This window comes from Streptomyces sp. NPDC037273, assembly GCF_055603625.1.
Genome location: NZ_JBVJVO010000007.1, coordinates 353,325 through 372,109, shown reverse-complemented (window position 1 = coordinate 372,109; position 18,785 = coordinate 353,325). Strand labels below are relative to the sequence as shown.

16 protein-coding genes and 1 pseudogene are annotated in these 18,785 nt (G+C 72.4%); 9 read left to right on the top strand and 8 right to left on the bottom strand.

Features of this window, described 5'->3' with window-relative positions; genetic code table 11:
* Positions 1–44 precede the first annotated feature (44 nt).
* On the bottom strand, positions 45–1,520 hold the full coding sequence (locus ACZ7G1_RS21310) for an FAD-dependent monooxygenase (protein ID WP_470881718.1): 1,476 nt from the start codon (positions 1,518–1,520) through the stop codon (positions 45–47).
* Between the two features lie 29 nt (positions 1,521–1,549).
* Complete coding sequence (locus ACZ7G1_RS21305; RefSeq protein ID WP_470881763.1) at positions 1,550–3,100, bottom strand: FAD-dependent monooxygenase; 1,551 nt, start codon at positions 3,098–3,100, stop codon at positions 1,550–1,552.
* A 248-nt stretch (positions 3,101–3,348) separates the two neighbouring features.
* Between ACZ7G1_RS21305 and ACZ7G1_RS21300 the strand changes: the two genes are divergently transcribed.
* The 3 genes from ACZ7G1_RS21300 (at position 3,349) to ACZ7G1_RS21290 (ending at position 5,380) form a co-directional block, all read left to right on the top strand.
* On the top strand, positions 3,349–4,092 hold the full coding sequence (locus tag ACZ7G1_RS21300; protein WP_470881717.1) for an SDR family oxidoreductase: 744 nt from the start codon (positions 3,349–3,351) through the stop codon (positions 4,090–4,092).
* 49 nt (positions 4,093–4,141) lie between these two features.
* Entirely contained in the window at positions 4,142–4,411 is a 270-nt protein-coding gene (locus ACZ7G1_RS21295; protein ID WP_367827999.1) for an acyl carrier protein, read from the top strand.
* A gap of 90 nt (positions 4,412–4,501) precedes the next feature.
* Complete coding sequence (locus ACZ7G1_RS21290; RefSeq protein ID WP_470881716.1) at positions 4,502–5,380, top strand: NmrA/HSCARG family protein; 879 nt, start codon at positions 4,502–4,504, stop codon at positions 5,378–5,380.
* 20 nt (positions 5,381–5,400) lie between these two features.
* Here the strand turns inward: ACZ7G1_RS21290 and ACZ7G1_RS21285 are convergent, their stop codons facing one another.
* Complete coding sequence (locus ACZ7G1_RS21285; protein WP_470881715.1) at positions 5,401–6,018, bottom strand: mycothiol-dependent nitroreductase Rv2466c family protein; 618 nt, start codon at positions 6,016–6,018, stop codon at positions 5,401–5,403.
* Positions 6,019–6,061: 43 nt separating this feature from the next.
* A complete protein-coding gene (locus ACZ7G1_RS21280) occupies positions 6,062–6,847 on the bottom strand; it encodes an SDR family NAD(P)-dependent oxidoreductase (RefSeq protein WP_470881714.1) in 786 nt (261 codons plus the stop codon).
* Between the two features lie 220 nt (positions 6,848–7,067).
* On the opposite strand from ACZ7G1_RS21280, the gene ACZ7G1_RS21275 reads away from it, so the two are divergent.
* From ACZ7G1_RS21275 to ACZ7G1_RS21250, 6 genes and pseudogenes are all read left to right on the top strand, one after another.
* Complete coding sequence (locus tag ACZ7G1_RS21275; RefSeq protein WP_470881713.1) at positions 7,068–8,096, top strand: methyltransferase; 1,029 nt, start codon at positions 7,068–7,070, stop codon at positions 8,094–8,096.
* A gap of 55 nt (positions 8,097–8,151) precedes the next feature.
* Positions 8,152–9,615 carry an FAD-dependent monooxygenase gene (locus ACZ7G1_RS21270; RefSeq protein WP_470881712.1) on the top strand — a complete coding sequence of 488 codons (1,464 nt, stop codon included), beginning with the start codon at positions 8,152–8,154 and terminating at the stop codon, positions 9,613–9,615.
* 29 nt (positions 9,616–9,644) lie between these two features.
* Positions 9,645–10,604 (top strand): aromatase/cyclase, encoded by a 960-nt coding sequence (locus tag ACZ7G1_RS21265; RefSeq protein ID WP_470881711.1) that lies wholly within the window; start codon positions 9,645–9,647, stop codon positions 10,602–10,604.
* Positions 10,601–11,743, top strand: a complete 1,143-nt coding sequence (locus ACZ7G1_RS21260) for an FAD-dependent monooxygenase (RefSeq protein ID WP_470881710.1) — start codon at positions 10,601–10,603, stop codon at positions 11,741–11,743. The genes ACZ7G1_RS21265 and ACZ7G1_RS21260 overlap by 4 nt, the downstream gene beginning before the upstream one ends.
* Before the next feature lie 4 nt (positions 11,744–11,747).
* Positions 11,748–13,283, top strand: a pseudogene (locus ACZ7G1_RS21255) (FAD-dependent monooxygenase); the annotation flags it as partial.
* Between the two features lie 56 nt (positions 13,284–13,339).
* Positions 13,340–14,083: an antibiotic biosynthesis monooxygenase family protein gene (locus ACZ7G1_RS21250; RefSeq protein ID WP_470881709.1), complete on the top strand. Its 744-nt coding sequence runs from the start codon at positions 13,340–13,342 to the stop codon at positions 14,081–14,083.
* Between the two features lie 73 nt (positions 14,084–14,156).
* On the opposite strand, the gene ACZ7G1_RS21245 is transcribed toward ACZ7G1_RS21250, so the two are convergent.
* From ACZ7G1_RS21245 to ACZ7G1_RS21230, 4 genes are all read right to left on the bottom strand, one after another.
* Positions 14,157–16,046: a hypothetical protein gene (locus ACZ7G1_RS21245; RefSeq protein ID WP_470872798.1), complete on the bottom strand. Its 1,890-nt coding sequence runs from the start codon at positions 16,044–16,046 to the stop codon at positions 14,157–14,159.
* The gene (locus ACZ7G1_RS21240) at positions 16,043–16,378 is read right to left on the bottom strand and encodes a 4Fe-4S dicluster-binding protein (RefSeq protein WP_033205660.1); all 336 of its coding nucleotides are present in this window, start codon (positions 16,376–16,378) and stop codon (positions 16,043–16,045) included. Before ACZ7G1_RS21240 ends, ACZ7G1_RS21245 begins: the two co-directional genes overlap by 4 nt.
* Positions 16,379–16,408: 30 nt before the next feature.
* Positions 16,409–17,203, bottom strand: a complete 795-nt coding sequence (locus tag ACZ7G1_RS21235; protein ID WP_470872800.1) for a DUF3050 domain-containing protein — start codon at positions 17,201–17,203, stop codon at positions 16,409–16,411.
* Between the two features lie 75 nt (positions 17,204–17,278).
* A complete protein-coding gene (locus ACZ7G1_RS21230) occupies positions 17,279–18,784 on the bottom strand; it encodes a glutamine synthetase family protein (protein ID WP_470872802.1) in 1,506 nt (501 codons plus the stop codon).
* Position 18,785 lies beyond the last annotated feature (1 nt).

Genomic DNA, 18,785 nt, shown 5'->3' with positions numbered 1-18,785 from the left:
CGGCAGTCTGACCGGCGCTCCAAGAACCCCGGTCGAGTGCGGCTCTAGGGCCGCCGCGCCGTGCCGAACCAGCGCGTGAGGGCGTCCGTGAGGTCGTCGACGCTGCCCGGGGAGGTCCAGGCGACGTGGCCGTCGGGGCGGACCAGGACCGCGTCGAGTGCGGGCTCCGGAGCGTCGGCCCAGGTGCCAGTGACGACGTCGACCCGGTCGGCCAGACCGGCCGCGGCTTCCGCGGGGCCGGCGTCGCCCGTGGTGATCAGCAGGCCGCGCCCGGTGCGCAGCAGCTCGGCGACCCGGACGCGGGTGCCGTCGGGCAGGTCGAGGGCGCGGGCGGGCGGCATGCGGAGGCCGAGCAGCGGGTGGTCGCCCTTGCCCAGGTCGTAGCGGACGCCGAGGTTGCTCAGCATGCCGGCGAGGTGCCCGGCGGCGTCCGGGTGGGAGACGAGCTCGGTCATCAGGGAGCGGACCGGGTCCATGTCCTCGCCGGTGAGCCGGAGTTCGATCGCCGCGCGGGCGTTGCGGGCCAACTGCGCGCCTACCGGGTGGCGTTCTGCGTGGTACGTGTCGAGCAGGCCGTCGGGCGCCCAGCCCCGTACCGTCGCCGCCAGCTTCCAGCCGAGGTTGACCGCGTCCTGCACGCCCACGCTGAGCCCCTGCGCCATGGCCGGGGGCTGGATGTGCGCCGAGTCGCCGGCCAGGAACACCCGGCCGCTGCGGTACGCGGCGGCGGCCCGGGAGGCGTCGGTGAAGCAGCTGATCCAGCGGCACTCGCCGTGGTGCAGGGACTCGCCGGTCAGCCGCTCCCAGGCGTCGGCGAGGTCGGTGAACGTCAGCGTGTCCCGGTCGCGCGGCGCCGTCCCGGCCTCGTGGACGACGACGCGGGTGACGCCGTTCTCCAGGTCCATCGCCATGATCATGCTGCCGCCCGGCAGGTTCTCGCCGATGCGGCGCTTGCGGGTCTCGATGCCGGTGACGTCGGCGGTCAGGAAGCCGCGGCCGCCGGGCGTGCCGGGGAAGTCGATGCCGGCCAGCTTGCGGACGGAGCTCCGCCCGCCGTCGCAGCCGACGAGATAGCGGGCGGTGGCCGCGGCCGCGCCGTCGGGTCCTTCGAGGGCCACCTCGACGCCGTCGGCGGTCTCCTCGAAGCCGGTCACCTCGTAGCCGCGCAGGATCGGCACGCCGAGCCCGGTCACCCACTCCTCCAGCATCCGCTCGGTGCGGAACTGGGAGACGCCCCGGTGTCCGTAGTGGTTCTCGGGCAGCGCGGAGAAGTCGATCGGCACCCCGCCGAAGTGGCTGTCGGCGGGCTCGGTCGCGCCGAGCCCGCCGAGCAGGCCCCGCTGGTCGAAGCACTCGGCGGTGCGCTGGGTGAAGCTCGCGCCGCGCGACTCGCGCGCCGGGGCGAGCAGCCGGTCGTAGACGACGACGTCCACGCCGCGCAGGCCGAGTTCGCCGGCCAGCATCAGCCCGACGGGGCCGGTGCCGACGACGACGACATCCCGGGCGGTGTCCCTGGGCATACGTGCACTCCTTGGTTCGAGGCGGCCGGTCAACGGCCGGCGGGCTGGGGGACGCGTGCGGTGCCGAACCAGCGCCCGAGGGCCTCGGCGAGGCCGTCGGCGCCGCCGGCGGAGACCCAGGCGACGTAGCCGTCGGGGCGGACGAGCACCGCGTCGAGCGCGGAGACGGGGTCGGTGGTGGTGGCGGGGAGTCCGGCCGCCGGCTCGGTGACCCAGGTGCCGGTCACGAGGTCGACCCGGTCACCCAGGCCCGCCACGAGTTCTCCGACCGTGCCCTCGCCGGTGATGCCGTCGCCGGTGGTGCCCTCGCCGGTGGTGATGAGCAGGCCGCGGCCGGAGCGCAGGAGGTCGGCGACCCGGGCCCGGGTGCCGTCGGGCAGGGCGAGTTCGCGGTGCGGGGGCAGCCGGCGGCCGAGCAGCGGGTGGCCGTCCGCGCCGAAGGCGTACCGGATGCCGAGGCCGCTCACGATGCCGGCGGCCTGCTCCGCCGCGTCCTTGTGGGCGAGGAGTTCGCCCATCACCTCGCGGATCGGGTCCATGGCGTCGTCGCCCAGGTACACCTTCTGCGCGGCCCGCGCGTTGCGGATCAACTCGGTGCCGACCGGGTGGCGTTCGGCGTGGTACGTGTCGAGCAGGCCCTCGGGCGCCCAGCCCCGTACCGTCGCCGCCAGCTTCCAGCCGAGGTTCGCGGCGTCCTGGAGACCGGCGCTGAGCCCCCAGGCGGCCAGCGGCGGGATCTCGTGGGCCGCGTCGCCCGCCAGGAGGACCCGGCCGCGCCGGTACGTCTCCGCGTGCGCCGTGGAGTTGCCGGTGGCCCACACCCACTGCGGCTCGGCGTCGTCGATGGACTCGCCGGTCAGCCGCTTCCAGGCGGCGGCGACTTCGGCGAAGGTCAGCGCGCCCGGCGCCGGGGCGGCGGGCAGCGAGGGGTCGTGGACGACGATCCGCAGCCGGCCGGGCCCGACCGGGGTGCACACCACCATGCGGCCGCCGGGCAGCCGTTCGCCGATCGGCCGGGGCCGCAGGGCCACACCGGTGATCTCAGCGGTGTACATGCCGCGGGTGGCCGGGGTGCCGGGGGCCGCGATGCCGGCGAGGGCGCGGACGGTGGAGTCGGCGCCGTCGCAGCCCACCACATAGGCGGCGGTCTCCTCGCCGGGCCCGCCGGGACCCTCGTACGCGACCACGACGCCCTCGGGGGTCTCGCGCAGTCCGGTGACCTCACGGCCGCGCCGCACCGGCACGCCGAGCTCCGCCAGCCAGCCGGCCAGCGCCTCCTCGGTCCTGGCCTGGGACAGGCCGAGGACGCCGCTGTGGTCCTCGTCGAGCATGCCGAGGTCGAAGCGGACCCCGCCGAAGTGCCCCATCGGGCCCCACCGGAACTCGCCGATCCGGGCCAGCACACCGCGCTGCCCCAGGGTCTCGGCGGCCCGCCGGTTGAAGCCGAGGGCACGGGACTCGCCGCTCGGCTCGGGCAGCTTGTCGTAGACGACCACGTCCACGCCGCCGAGCCGGAGTTCCCCGGCGAGGAACAGGCCGACGGGCCCGGCGCCCACCACGATGACGTCAGTAGTTTTCATCATTAAGACCCTCTGCGCTGTGGCAATGGTTGGCCAGGGTGAAGCTACTCAGCGCCGTGTTCGACTGCAATGAAAAGAATGCGGGCGCGCTGATGCGGCGTTCGACCGCGGAATAGTCCTGCTTGAACGCCGCTATTGAACGCTTGAACGCCGGGACCGAATGGCAATGTCGGAGGTGCTCCCGGGTTTTGCCTCTTACTACCTTCGAGTCCTGAGCAATTCGGCGCGCCTCACCTGGAACGCCCCTCATGAAAGGAAATGACGTGCCGGACGGGAAGATCGCGCTCATCACGGGCGCCAACAAGGGCATCGGATTCGCCGTCGCACGGCAGCTCGGCGAGCGGGGCGTCACCGTCCTCGTCGGCGCCAGGGACGAGGTCCGCGGCAAGGAGGCCGCGGACGCGCTCGTCGCCGACGGGATCACCGCCGAGCCGCTGCTCCTCGACGTGACGGACCCCGCCTCCGTGGCCGCGGCCGCCGACGCGATCGAGCGGCGGTACGGCCGCCTGGACATCCTGGTGAACAACGCCGGGATCGCCGGCGGCTTCCACGGCACGGCGGACGAGGCCACCGCGGACGACCTGCGGGAGGTCTACGAGACCAACGTCTTCGGCGTGGTCACCGTGACCCGCGCGCTGCTGCCGCTGCTGCGCCGCTCCGCGGCCGGCCGCGTCGTCAACCTGTCCAGCCACGTGGGGTCGCTGACCCTCAACTCGGATCCGGGCTCGCCGCTCGCGGGCCTCGACATGATCGCCTACCAGTCCTCGAAGACCGCGCTCAACGCGCTGACGGTCGCCTACGCGAAGGCGCTGCGCGGGACAGCGGTCAAGGTCAACGCCGCCCTCCCCGGAGTGGTGGCGACGGACATCAACCACCATCGCGGCCACCGCACTCCCGCCGAGGGCGCCGGGATCGCGGTCCGCCTCGCCCTGCTCGACGAGGCCGGCCCTTCGGGGGCCTGCCTGGCGGACGACGGAACCGTGCCGTGGTAGCGCGGCTCGGCTCCGACCGAGAGTCACCCACAGAGAAAGAGGAACGGCTGTGCTCCAGATAACGATCGGCGACCTCCAGACCATCATGCGGCAGTGCGCGGGCGAGGCCGAGGACGCGCTGCCCCTCGACCAGGCGCCCGACAGCCCCTTCGACGAGCTGGGTTACGACTCCCTCGCGCTCCTGGAGACGTACAGCCGGATCGAGCGGGACTTCGGCATCGAGCTGAACGAGGACGAGATCGGCCTGATCAACACCGCCGGGGACCTCGTCGAGTTCGTGAACTCGCTGCTCCAGCTGAAGGTCATGTCGGCGGCCTGATCCCGCGCGGGATCGCGGCCGCTCGCGGCCACCCCATCGGAACGTCACGCCGGGCGGGAACCCGCCGGGCGACTCACACGGAGGAAGACAGTGGCGGTTGAAGGAACGATCCTGGTGCTCGGCGGTACCGGCCGGCAGGGCGGGGCGGTCGCCCGCGAACTGCTGCGCCGCGGCGCCGGCGTGCGCGCCCTGGTCCGGGACCCGGGCAAGGAGGAGGCGCGGGCCCTCGCGGAGGCGGGCGCCGTCCTCGTCCAGGGCGACCTGGACGACCCGGCCTCGCTGCTCGCGGCCATGCGGGGCGCCGACGGCGTGTTCAGCGTCCAGACCTTCCGCGGCCCCGGCGGCTGCGAGGCGGAGGTGCGCCAGGGCAAGGCGGTCGCCGACGCCGCCGTCGAGGCCGGGGTCCGGCACTTCGTCTACAGCTCGGTCGGCGGCGCGGACCGGGACACCAGGGTCCCGCACTTCGAGAGCAAGCTGGAGGTCGAGGAGTACCTGCGGACGCTCGACCTGCCGACGACGGTGCTGCGGCCGGTCATGTTCCACGACATCCTCCTCGACATCGCCCCGCGCCCGGTCGAGGGCGAGCTGGTCCTGTCGATGTGGCTGGACCCGGCGACGCCCGTGCAGCTCATCGCGACCAGCGACATCGGCGTCTTCGCCGCGGAGGCCTTCGAGCACCCGGAGGCCTGGCTCGGCCGGGTCGTCGAGATCGCCGGCGAGGCCCTGACCGGACCGCAGATGGCCGCGGCCTTCGAGGCCGCGTCCGGGGTGCCGACCCGCTACCAGCAGCTGCCCATCGAGCCGCTGCGCGCCCACCGCGAGGACCTGGCCAACATGTTCGACTGGTTCGAGCGCGACGGCTACCACGCCGACCTGCCCGAACTCCGCCGCATCCGGCCGAACCTGGTCTCCCTCGAGGCATGGCTGAACGACAACTGGACCGCCCCCCTCGTGGGGGCCCGACGCTGACGACATGGCTCGCGGAGCTCTCAGGAGAAGATCGGATCGCGGGTACGGGTGCGCTTGAGCTCGAAGAACCCGTCGGTCCCCGCCACCGCGAGCACACCGTCCCAGAGCCGCACGGCGGCCTCGCCGCGCGGGGTCGGCGTCACGACGGGACCGAAGAACGCCACGTCCCCCACGGCGACGACGGGGGTGCCCACATCGGTGCCGACGCGGCCGATGCCGTCCTGGTGCGAGGCCCGCACCGCGGCGTCGTACGCGTCGGACCCGGCCGCTTCGGCGAGCGCCGGGTCGAGGCCGGCGGCGGTCAGCGCCGCCGCGTAGGTGGCCCGCTCCTTGGGCTCCTTGCCGAGGTGGAAGCGGGTGCCGAGCTCGGTGTAGAGACCGCCGATGACCTCGGAGCCGTACTCCTTCTCGGCGGCGGCGAGCACCCGGACCGGCTCCATCCGCAGGGCCAGGTCCCGGTGCCAGCGCTCCGGCAGGTCGGGGCGGCCCTCGTTGAGCACGGTCAGGCTCATGATGTGCCAGCGCACGTCGAGGGGCCGGTGCCGCGCGACCTCGTGGATCCAGCGGGAGGTCAGCCACGCCCACGGGCAGGTCGGGTCGAACCAGAAGTCGACCGGGGTCGGGGTGGTGTGCGGCAACGTCGGCTCCTCGAAGTGTGCGTGCTCGTGTCCGTCGGCTCGGTCAGTAGTTGCCCAGGCCGCCGCAGACGTTCATGGCCTGCGCGGTGACGGGGGCCGCCGCGTCGGAGACGAGGTACGAGACGAGGCCGGCCACCTCCTCGGCGGTGGAGTAGCGGCCCAGCGGGATCTTCGCCTCGAAGCGCTCCAGGATCTCCGCCTCGGAGGTCTCGAAGTGCGCGGCGTAGCCCTGGCGGACCCGCTGCGCCATCGGGGTCTCGACATAGCCGGGGCAGACCGCGTTGACCGTGACGCCGGTCTTCGCGAGCTCCAGGCCCAGCGCCTTGGTGAAACCGATGACACCGTGCTTCGACGCCGAATAGGGGGCGCCGAGGACGACTCCCTGCTTACCGCCCGTGGAGGCGATGTTGATGATGCGACCCCAGCCGCGCCCGACCGGATCGCCCTTCTTCAGGACGGCGCGCGTCATCAGGAAGACGCTGTTCAGGTTGGTGTCGATGACGTCGTACCAGAGCTCGTCCGCGATCTCCGCGGTCTCGCCGCCGCCGCTGCGGCCGGCGTTGTTGACCAGGATGTCGATCCGGCCGTACCGCTCGACGACCTCGCCGACCAGGCGGTCCACGTCGGCGGGCTTGCGGACGTCGGCGGCCAGCCCGTCGGCGTCGTGACCCGCGGCGCGGAGCTTGGCGACCGTCTCCTGGACGTTCTGCTCGTTGCGCGCGCAGAGGAAGACCTTGTGCCCCTGGCCCGCGAGGTTCTCGGCGACGGCCAGGCCGATGCCGCTCGTTCCGCCGGTGATCAGCGCTACCTGCTGTCCGTTCTCGGCCATTCCGCCTGCTCCTTCTCGGGATGTATGTGGGGCCTTGCCAATCTGACAAGGAGGCCCGGAATCCCGGTCGAGGAGCAGTGGAGGTAACGGTGCGTTCAACCGCACAGATTCTCCGGTTGAACGTTCGAGTCAACAATTTCAAAAGTGTCTGGTTGCGGGTCCGAGAAGCGCCGACCTATCTTCGGGAAATCCACGAAAAAGGTGCTCCGGAAGGAAAGTCATGTCCGAAAAGACCGAGGTCCGCGACCAGTCCGACTCGTACGCCCTGCTCGACCTGATCCAGGGTGCCGTCATTACCCAGGCCCTTTCCGTCGCGGCCAAGCTCGGTGTCGCGGACGTCCTCGCCGACGGCCCGCTGTCCGCCGCCGACATCGCGGGCCGCGTCGGCTCCGACGCCAAGGCGACCCACCGCGTCCTGCGCGCCCTCGCCGGCCACGGCGTCTTCGCCGCCACCGCGGACGGCCGCTACGAGAACACCCCGCTCTCGGACAAGCTCCGCGAGGACGCCCCCGACTCGATGCGCGGCTTCGCCGTGCTGATGAGCCACCCGCTGCTGCACGAGGAGTGGGGCCACCTCGCCACCACCGTCGAGACCGGCGAGCCCAACCTGCCGAAGCTGCGCGGCATGGGCGCGCTCGACTTCTTCCACGCCACCCCGGAGTACGCGCAGGTCTTCTTCCAGGCCTTCGGCGGCCTCTCCCTCTCGGAGACCGGCCCGATCCTGGACGCCTACGACTTCACCCAGTTCTCCACCGTCGTCGACGTCATCGCCGGCCGCGGCAACCTGCTCGCGGGCATCCTCCAGCAGGCCCCCGACGTCAAGGGCGTGCTGTACGACTCCGAGGTCGCCACCGTCGACTCGCAGTCGCTCTTCGAGGAGGCCGGCGTCGCCGACCGCTTCACCATCGAGCACGGCGGCTACCTCGACAAGCTGCCCTCGGGCGCCGACGCCTACGTCTTCAAGCACATCATCCACGACTTCTCCGAGGAGGACGCCGTCACCGCCCTGCGCAACGCGCGCGAGGCGATCGCCCCCGGCGGCAAGCTCCTCGTCATCGAGTACGTGCTCCCCGAGAACAACGAGCACCACCTCGGCCACACCATCGACCTCTGGCTGATGCTGATGCTGGGTGCCCAGGACCGCACGCTCGCCGAGTACACCGAGCTGTTCGCGAAGGCCGGCTTCCAGGTCACGCGCGCCGTCCCCACCAGCGCGCCGATCTCCATCATCGAGGCGATCGCGGTCTGATTCCGCGTACCGCCGGTCCCCCCATCGCAGAGGTCGAGGCTCAGGACAGGAAAACATGGATACCGATGTGATCGTGATCGGTGCGGGGCCGGCGGGGCTGACGCTCGCGGCCGAACTCCGCCTCGGCGGCGCCGACGTCGTCGTCTTCGAGCAGCGGGGGGAGCGGAGCTGGGAGTCGCGCGGCATCGGCTTCACCGCGCGCGCCACCGAGATGTTCCACCAGCGAGGGATCCTCGAACGCCTGGAGAACATCGAGGTCACCCGGCAGGGCCACTTCGGCGGCCTCCCGATCGACTACGGGGTGCTCGAAGGCTCGCACTTCGGAGTGCGCGGCGCCCCCCAGTACAAGATCGAGGAGATGCTGGAGCAGCGGGCCCTCGAACTCGGCGCCGACCTGCGCCGAGGCTACGAGTTCACCGGCTTCACCGAGGACGAGGACGGCGTCACCGTCACCGTCCGCGGCCCCGAGGGCATCGAGGAGCACTCCGCCCGCTACCTGGTGGGCTGTGACGGCGGGCGGAGCACCGTACGGCGCCAGGCGGGCTTCGAGTTCGCCGGCTCCGACGCCACCCGCGAGATGTACCTCGCCGACGTCCGCGGCTGTGACATCAAGCCCCGCATGATCGGCGAACTGCGGCCCAACGGCATGGTCATGGCCGCGCCGCTCGAAGAGGGCTACACCCGCATCATCGTCTGCGAGAACGGCACCCCGCCCGACCGCCGCGAGGTCACCTTCCCGCAGGTCGCCGACGCCTGGCAGCGGCTGACCGGCGACTCCATCCACCACGGGGAGACCCGCTGGGTGAGCGCCTTCACCGACGCCACCCGCCAGGCCACCGAGTACCGGCGCGGCCGGGTCCTGCTGGCCGGCGACTCCGCGCACATCCACCTGCCCGCGGGCGGGCAGGGGCTCAGCGTCGGCGTGCAGGACTCCTACAACCTCGGCTGGAAGCTGGCGGCGACCGTCCGGGGCACCGCCCCCGAGGGGCTGCTCGACACCTACCACGCCGAACGCCACCCGGTGGGGGCCCGGCTGCTGCGCAACACCCTCGCGCAGGGGACGCTCAACCTCACCGGCAAGTCCGTCGAGCCGATGCGGGCCGTCATGGCCGAGCTCGTCGCGCTCCTTCCGGTGGCCCGGCACCTGTCCGGCATGGTCAGCGGCTTCGACATCCGGTACGACACCGGCGCCGGCGACGCCGCGCACCCGCTGCTCGGCACCCGGCTCGCCGACCGCGAGCTCGAACTCGCCGACGGCGGCAGCGACCGGACCGCCCGGCTGCTCCACGCCGCCCGGGGCGTCCTCGTCACCTCCGACGAGGAGACGGCCCGCGCCGCCGCCGGCTGGGCCGACCGCGTCGACGTCGTCCGGGTGAAGAGCTTCCCGGCGGGACCCGAGGAGGGCGGCGCCCCGACCGGGTCGGTCCTCGTCCGCCCCGACGGCTACATCGCCTGGACCGCCCCCGACGGCGGCGACCTCCAGGCCGCCCTGCACCGCTGGTTCGGCGAAGCCGGCTAGAGGCCCCGCTTACCGAGAGGAGAAGAAACGTGACCGAGAACGCGGTACGTGAAACGGAACACGAGATCAACGTCTCCGCCCCCGCCGAACTGGTGTACGCACTGATCGCGGACGTCGCCAGGTGGCCGGAGACCTTCCCCCCGACCGTGCACGCCGAGGTCGTCGAACGCGACGGCGACGACGAGCTCATCCAGCTCTGGGCCACCGCCAACGGCACCGCCAAGACCTGGACCTCGCGCCGCGTCCACGACGCCGCCAACAAGAGCGTGACGTTCCGTCAGGAACGCTCGCAGCACCCCGTCGGCGGCATGGGCGGCGCCTGGATCGTCGAGCCCGTCACCGACGACACCTGCCGGGTCCGGCTGCTGCACGACTTCCACGCGGCCGGCGACGACCCCGCCGACCTCGAATGGATCACCCAGGCCGTCGACCGCAACAGCGCCTCCGAACTCCAGGCCCTCAAGGCGAGCGCCGAGGCCGGCGGCCCCGACGACCTCCTCGTCTTCGACGACACCGTCACCGTCGAGGGCAGCGGCAAGGACGTCTACGAGTTCCTCAACGACGCCCAGTACTGGCGCGAGCGCCTCCCGCACGTCGCCCGGGTCACCCTGGAGGAGGACGAACCCGGCCTCCAGATCCTGGAGATGGACACCCGCACCAAGGACGGCTCCACCCACACCACCAAGTCCGTCCGCGTCTGCAAGACCGCGACCACCATCGTGTACAAGCAGATCGTCCTGCCCGCCCTGATGACCCTGCACACCGGCCGCTGGCTCATCGAGGACCGCCCCGGCGGCGGCGTCTCCGTGACCTCCCGCCACACCGTGCGGATCAACACCGAGAACATCACCACGGTGCTCGGCGAGGGCGTCACCGTCCAGACCGCCCGCGAGTACGTCCAGACCGCCCTCAGCGGCAACAGCCTCGCCACCCTCCGCCTCGCCAAGGCGTACGCCGAGGGTGTCGGCGGCGGACGCACGGCACAGTGACACCGCCCCGGGCGGACGCGCGGGTCGTCATCGTCGGCGCGGGCCCCGTCGGGCTCCTGCTGGCCTGCGAGCTGACACGGGCCCGGGTCGACACGGTCGTGGTGGAACGGCTGGCCCGGCCGATGACCGAATCCCGGGCCAGCCAGCTCAGCAGCCGCACCGCCGAAATCCTCCACGAGCACGGCCTCGACGCCCTGCTCGCCGAAGCCGCGCACGAGCCGCGCACCCACTTCGGCGGGCTCGGCTTCGCCCTCACCCCGGTCGACAGCGCGTACGGGGGCAACTGGAAGGTGCCCCAGTACCGCACCGAGGCCGAACTCGGCGCCCGCGCCACCGGACTCGGCGCCACCGTGCTCCGCGGACACGAACTCACCACCCTCACCGAGGAGACGGACCACGTCCGGTGCGGCATCCAGGGGCCCGACGGGCCCCTGACCCTCCGCGCCGACTACGTGGTGGGCTGCGACGGCGCCCACAGCACCGTCCGAAGCCTCGCCGGCATCCCCGTCACCTCCACACCGGCGACCAAGGAACTCCTCAGGGCCGACGTCACGGGCCTCACCGTCCGCGACCGCCGGTTCGAACGCCTCGCCGGCGGCTTCGCCGTGGCCATGACCCGGGACGGCATCACCCGGGTGATGGTCCACGCGTTCGGCACCCCCCTCGCCGCACGCTCGGGGCCGCCCGCCTTCGACGAAGTCGCCGACGCCTGGCGGCGGGTGACCGGGGAGGACATCTCCACCGGCACCCCCGTCTGGCTCGACGCCTTCGACAACGCCAAGGGCCAGGCCGACACCTACCGCCACGGCCGGGTCCTGCTCGCCGGCGACGCCGCCCACTGGCACCCGCCCGTCGGCGGCCAGGCCCTCAACACCGGGCTCCAGGACGCCGCCGACCTGGGCCCCCGGCTCGCCGCGGCCGTCCACGACCGCGCCGCCCCCCGCACCCTCGACACCTACCACGACACCCGGCACCCCGTCGGCGCACGGGTGCTCCAGCACGTCGCGGCCCAGGAACAGCTGATGCTCGACGGCCCCGGCATCGAGCCGCTGCGCACGGTGCTCGCCGAACTCATCGGCCTCGACCGGGTCCGCGCCCACCTCACCGCCAGGGCGAGCAACCTCGACCACCGGATCTGACACCGGATCCGAAGAACACACGGGAAGTACGGACACGCATGGAAGGCAGGGAAAGACAGTGACAGCGCAGGACTTTGACACCGACGTCATCATCGTGGGAGCGGGCCCCACCGGGCTCATGCTCGCGGGCGAACTCCGCCTCGCGGGGGTCGACGCCGTCGTACTGGAGCGGCTCACCGAGCCGATGCGCCAGTCGCGCGCACTCGGCTTCTCCGCCAGGACCATGGAGGAGTTCGACCAGCGCGGACTCCTCGGCGCGTTCGGCGACATGGGCGTCATCCCGATCGGCCACTTCGGCGGCATGCCGCTCGACTACACCGTCATACCCGGCGGCAACTTCGGCGTGCGCGGCGTCCCGCAGGCCCTCACCGAGGCCATCATCAACAAGTGGTCGACCGGCCTCGGCGCCGACATCCGCCGCGGCTGGGAGGTCACCGGCGTGACCGACGGCGCCGAAGGCGTCGAGGTGACCGCCGACACCCCCGAAGGACCGCGCACCCTGCGCGCCCGCTACGCCGTCGGCGCCGACGGCGGCCGCAGCGTCGTCCGCAAGCTCTCCGGCATCGACTTCCCCGGCCAGACGGCCACCATCGAGATGCTGATGGCCGACGTCACCGACGTCCAGGTGCGGCTGCGCCCCACCGGCGAGCTCGGCGACGCGGGCATGGTCGTCGTCCTCCCCGTCGGCCCCAACACCACCCGCGTCGTGGTGTACGAGCGCGGCGCGGGCGTCCGCCCGACCACCGAGCCGCCCACCTTCGAGCAGGTCGCCGACGCCTTCAAGCGCGTCACCGGCGACGACATCAGCACCGGCAAGCCGGTGTGGCTCAGCTACTTCACCGACTCCAGCCGGCAGGCCGCCCAGTACCGCAAGGGCCGGGTCTTCCTCGCCGGCGACGCCGCCCACACCCACATGCCGATCGGCGCGCAGGGCATCAGCGCGGGCCTCGGCGACGCCGTCAACCTCGGCTGGAAGCTCGCCGCCGAGATCAAGGGCACCGCCCCCGAGGGCCTGCTCGACACGTACCACACCGAGCGCCACACCGTCGCGGCCCGCATCCTGGCCAACACGCTCACCCAGCGCAGCCTGTACCTCGGCGGCCCCGAGATGGACCCGATGCGGGCCGTCTTCGCCGAGCTCCTCGCGTACGACGAGGTCCGCAAGCACCTCGTCGGCATGGTCACCGGACTCGACATCACCTACGACGCCGGCGCCGGCGAGCACCCGCTGCTCGGCCGCCGCCTGCCCGACTTCGCCTTCACAGGACCGGACGGCGAGACGACCGCGTACCGCGCCCTGCACGGCGGCCGCGCCGTCCTCTTCGACCTGAGCGGCGACGCCGCCCTGACCGCGGCGGCCCGGCCGTGGAGCGACCGGGTCGACACCGTCACCGCCGCCGCCCGGCCCGAGGGCCCGCTCGCGGACGTCGACGCCGTCCTGGTCCGCCCCGACGGCTACACCGCCTGGATCGCCGGCGACGAGACCGCGCCCCTCACCGACGCCCTCACCCGCTGGTTCGGCCGGGCCGCCGACCTCTAGGACACCCAGACGCCCCGCGCCGCGGGGCGTCCACCCCTTTTTCCCAAGGAGCGACCATGCCGATCATCAGCCCCGAGGCCGGGCACCTGACCGTCCTCAACCTGTTCAAGACCGACTCGCGCGACCGCGTCGACACGCTCGTCACCGAGATGAAGAAGATCGTCGACGTCGCCGCCTACCCGGGCTGGATCTCCAGCACCGTGCACCGCGGCGAGCAGAACCCCGGCACCCTCAACTTCATCCAGTGGCGCGGCATGGACGACCTGGAATCCCGCTACAACGACAGCGAGTTCAAGCACCACACCGTCCCGGTCTTCCGCGAGATCACCACCTACGTCCGCCTCATGCAGAACGAGGTGGAGTTCACCCGGCGCCACCCCGAGCTCGGCGACGTCACCGAGGTCTCGCCCGAGCGCGACGACTACACGGTCGTCGAGATCCTCGGCGTGAAGCCGAACCAGCAGGCCACCCTGGTCAAGACGCTGGACACCACCCACGACTGGCTGGTGGACGTCCCCGGCTACCGCTCGCAGACCGTCATGCGCGGCATCCGCTCCCGCAACCTGGACGGCGGCGAGGGCACCCTGGCGACCGTCGGCACCGACAACGACTTCGTCATCGTCTACTCCCAGTGGGCCTCCAAGGCGGCCTACGACGCCCACCGCAACCAGGCCGAGGCCGACTGGTCCGCGGCCCGCAGCGCCTTCCAGAGCAAGCAGTACGCGCTGATCACCAGCATCGACTGGAACAGCTACCGCGCCGTCCACACCCGCTCCGCCGAGCAGCCCGTCGCGGTCTGACCTCCCGGACACACCACCACGTGGGGCCCCTGGCTTTCGCCAGGGGCCCCACGTGGTTTCCGGTGCTTCCGCGTCACGCGGCGATCTGGTCCCAGTGCCACTGCGAGTCGAACGACGTCACCTCGATGTGCGCGCCCTCCGCGACCAGGCCGGCCGCCAGGCTCGTCGCCCGCGCGACGAACGCGGACAGCCGGTCCGCCGCCAGGAGGTCCTGCTCGTCGAACGGCAGCCCCTCGCAGCGCAGCAGCCGCAGGTCCATGAACCCGTTGAACCGCCGGCCGAGCACCTCCACCGCCTGCGGACTGCGCACGGTGAAGCGCACCTTGGCCGCCACGTGGCCGTTGTGGTGCTGGTCGGAGTAGTACGCGATGTCCGGGATCGCCGGCGGCACGAAGTGGTCGCGCGCCGCGATCTCGGGCACCTTCGGCAGGTTCCCGACCAGGAAGTGCCAGGAGTTGTACTGCATCCGCGAGGAGATGGCCCACGCGGTGTCCGCCAGGTGCGAGACGGAACCGCCGAACAGCCGCGGGGCCTCCGGCGACGGCACCACACAGCAGAAGAAGTGCGGGATCTCCCACGCGGCGATCTTCGGGAACTCCTCCGCGCGCAGCGCCTCGATCAGCGCGGGCAGCGAACGCATCCCGCGGCTCATCGCGAAGTCGGCGTCGAACACCGCCGTCGCCGCCCGCACCGACTCGTACACCAGGGACTCCAGGCCCGAGCCGAAGGAGCCGTGCGGCTCGGCCAGCCAGCCGGGCGCCGCCTCGAGCTCGGCGGACAGCTCCGCCAGGGTGGCGCCGGTGAGCGGCAGCCGCTCCCGCACCCGGGCGCAGAGCGCGGCCTCCAGCTGCTCGGCGTCGTCCTTGACGGGCCCCGCGACCCGCTCGATCTTGTGCATGAGCGGGCCGTAGATCTCCCGGTAGAGCCGGACGGTGCCGGTCGCCATCAGCTCCCGGCGCCGGGCGGCCAGCGCGCCGGCGAGCTCGCCGAGCGCGCCCACCCCGTGCGAGGCGGGGGCCGGCACCGGGGGCAGCGAGGTGTCGGCCGCGTTGTACGCGGTCCGGGTCCGCTCGAAGAGCAGCGCCACGTGGTCGAGCGTGAGCTGCGTCCCGTTGGCCTCCTCGATCCGGCCGTACCCCGACGACCGCACGAGCAGCGTGAGGCAGACGACGAGCAGCACGTCGCTGTCCGACCACAGCTCCAGCGGAACCGTCGCCAGGGTGCTCAGCGCGCAGTCGGGGTGCCCCGGCCGCAGCGTCTTGCCGGTCAGCGTGTTCCGGTCGCGGAAGTTGGTGTACTGCCGCTCGCCCGCGTACAGGATGAACGGCGCGGTCCGCAGGGCCGCCTCCGTGAGGTCGTCGAGCAGCCCGCGGCGGCCGTCCGCGCCCGCCGCGAACAGGTACTGGCGGCAGTCGGCGACCGAGGCGTGCCACCGGTCGTCGGCCAGGGCCAGCTCGACCTGGTAGTCCGCGAGGTCCTCGGCGGACCACGGCACCCGCAGCACGCCGTCGACCAGCTCGGCCTCGCCGCTCAGCGGCCCCTTCGAGGGGACCCGGACGACCAGCCGGCCGCTCCGGTCGAGACCGATCTCGCCGAGGAACGCCGTCGCCGCCCCGTCGGGCCGGTCGACGGTCCTGGCGTCGTCCCGCCACGACCGGCCGACCAGCACCTTCAGCGCGGTCTCGTCCTCCACGGGCAGCGCCCGCAGCTGGATGTCCGCCGGTACGTGCCCGGCGAGCGTGAGCAGCGTGTCGACGGCCGTCGCCAGGTCGGGGGCGTCGACCGCCCGCTGCCAGGTCTGCCGCAGCAGGGCCGGGAAGCCGGAGTTCTCGGGCACCTTGTAGTCGGGTTCCTCCGAGGCCCCGGCCGCCCGGCCGAGACGGCTCGGCCGGCGGCTCTGCCGCGCCTTGGCGAGGGCCGCCCGGCGGGACATGGTGCCGTCCCGCTCGGTGGGGAAGCTCATGCCGCACCCCCGGCCGTCAGGTCGATGTGCTCCCACATGCGGGCCTCCGTCGCCGTCCACTCCTCGTCGACGTAGATGCAGTCGACCGGGCAGACCATCACGCACACCGGGCAGCCCGAGCAGAGCTCCGGCACGATCACCACGTTGAGACCGTCGTCGAAGACCGCCCCGAACTCGGACGGGCAGCTGCGCAGGCAGGTGTCGCAGGTGATGCACTCCGACGTCTCGATCCGCCGCGGCGGCTTCTTCCAGTTCTCGTCCCGCGTCCGCGAGGCGATCCGCTCGGCGCGTCCGCTCCCGGTGACCGCGGGTGTCTCCTTCACCTTCGCCATGTGTGTGCTCTCCTCACAAGAGTCGGCCCGTCAGCGGGTGTTCGCGGTGATCGCGTCGGAGATGCCGTCCCACAGCCGGGTCCGGGCGGCGAGCGCGCGGTCGATGGTCGCCTCGCACTCGACCCACTTGGCCTCGTCGTCGCCGCACAGGTCGGCCAGCATCTGCATGGCCATCGGGGTGTGCTCCTCGGCGTCCACCTGGATGTGGCGGCGGAGGTAGTCGACGAACGTGGACAGCGTGCCGTGGCCGGCGTCGAGCGCGGCGACCTGGTCGAACATGTCGGGGATCAGGTCCTCGCGGCCGAAGGCGAAGGCCGCGGCCTGGCAGTGCACCGGCGCGTTGTCGATGAAGTCCCAGGTGGTGCCCACGAACTCGGCCACCGAACGCGGCACGCCCGCCTCGTCGAGGGCGGCCGGCACCGGACGGCCCGCGCGGAGCAGGCCGATGAAGGCGTCGATGCGGGTGGTGTCCGCGCCGGCCTGGCGCATGCCGTCCACGTACAGCTCGAAGTGGCTGATGAAGCCGTCGCCCAGCTCGTCGCTCTCCTCCACGAGCACGATGTCGTTGATGAGCCTGCGGCTGCCGGTGGCGGCCGACGGCAGCCACGGCACCTCGACGCAGGTCAGCTCGCGCTGGAGGGACTTCAGCAGCGACATGAAGTCCCACACGGCGAAGACGTGGTGCTCCATGAAGGTGACGACCGCGTCCACCGAGTCCAGCTGGTGGTAGATCGCGTGGCTCAGCACCTTCTGGCGGGACGGTTCGATGGCGCCCTTGAGCGTCTCGATGGCGGGGTTCGTGCCGTCCCATTCGTACCGCGACATGACTGTTCTCCTTAGGGTCGGATCTGATGAGGGGTGTGCGTGTACGGCGTGCGGGGTCTGCGGGGTGGAGGTCGGTCAGAAGGCGCCGAAGTACTCGCGGTGCTCCCATTCGGTGACCTCGGCGGTGGGGCCCCCGGGCAGTTCGGCGGCGCACCAGGCGGCGTAGCGGGCGGCCTCGCTCTCCTTGAGCCGGGCGAGGCACTCCTTGAGCGGGGCGCCGAGGAGCCGTTCGGCGCTTTCGCTGGCGCGGAAGGCCTCGACGGCCTCGGGGAGGGTGCCGGGCAGCGGGGGACGGGGGACGCGGTCGGCGGGGACGCCGGAGAGCAGCCCTTCGAGGCCCGCGTGCAGCTGGGAGGCGATGGCGAGGTACGGGTTGGCGTTGGGCTCCCCGATGCGGTTCTCGACGTGGGTCGCGCTGCCGCCGGCGAGGACCCGGACCATGGCGCTGCGGTCCTCGAACCGCCAGTCGACGGAGGTCGGGGCGAGCGCGAACTCGGGGGAGAGGCGCCGGTATCCGTTCACGGTCGGTACGGACAGCAGGCACAGCTCGCGGGCCCGGGAGAGCAGTCCGCCGATGTAGGCCTGGCCCTCGGCGGAGATGGCGTCCTGGTACCCGTCGCCCTCGGCGAACAGGTTGACGTCGGTCTTGGTGCTGCTGACGGACTGGTGGAGGTGCCAGCCGCTGGGGTCGAAGCCCTCGATCCGCGGCAGGGTCATGAACGAGGCGTGGTGGCCGCGCCGGCGGCACTCCTGCTTGAGCTGGGTGCGCAGCAGCAGCATCGCGTCGGCGGCGTCGAGCGCCAGCATCGGGTTGAAGGTCGTCTCCAGCTGCCCGGGGCCCGACTCGTGCTCGAACGACCGCAGCGGCAGGCCGAGTCGGATGAGCAGGGCGGCCAGCGGGTCGGCGATGTCGGCGACGGAGTCGTAGGCGCTGTCGAGGTTGAACTGGTAGCCGGGGTTCACGGCCGTCACCTCGGGGGCCGCGCCCTGGAGGCCGAAGCCGTTGCCGGCGTTCCCGACCGGGCCTCCACCGGTCAGCTTGGTGAGGTACCACTCGAGTTCGAGTCCGATGACGGGCGCGAGGTCCTCGCGCTGGTACGCGGCGCAGACGCGGCGCAGCACGTTGCGGGCGGACAGCGGGTGCGGGGTGCCGTCGCGCAGGTACTCGTCGCCGATCACCCAGGCGGTCCTGGCGCCGTCCCTGGGCAGCACCTGGAAGGTGCGCGGGTCGGGGACGAGGACGAAGTCGCCCGCGCCGAGCAGTTCGCCGACGCCGACGCCGGCGTCCTCCAGGAACTCGACGGCCACCGCGTGACCGGTGTCGAAGAGGAAGGGGCCCGCGCTGAAGTCCATGCCGTTGCGGAGGACCGAGCGGAAGACGTCGGCCGGCACCGTCTTGGAGCGGGCCAGGCCGTGCGGGTCGCAGAACACGACCCGGACGAGGTCGACCTCGTCCAGCTGGAGTTCGACCTGCTCGGCGGCCGCGGCCTGCCGGTCGTCCCAGAGTCCGAACTCGGCGACGAACGAGGGGCGTCCGACGCCGCTGTCACCGCCGATCCGGGACCACGTTCTCGAAGCCATG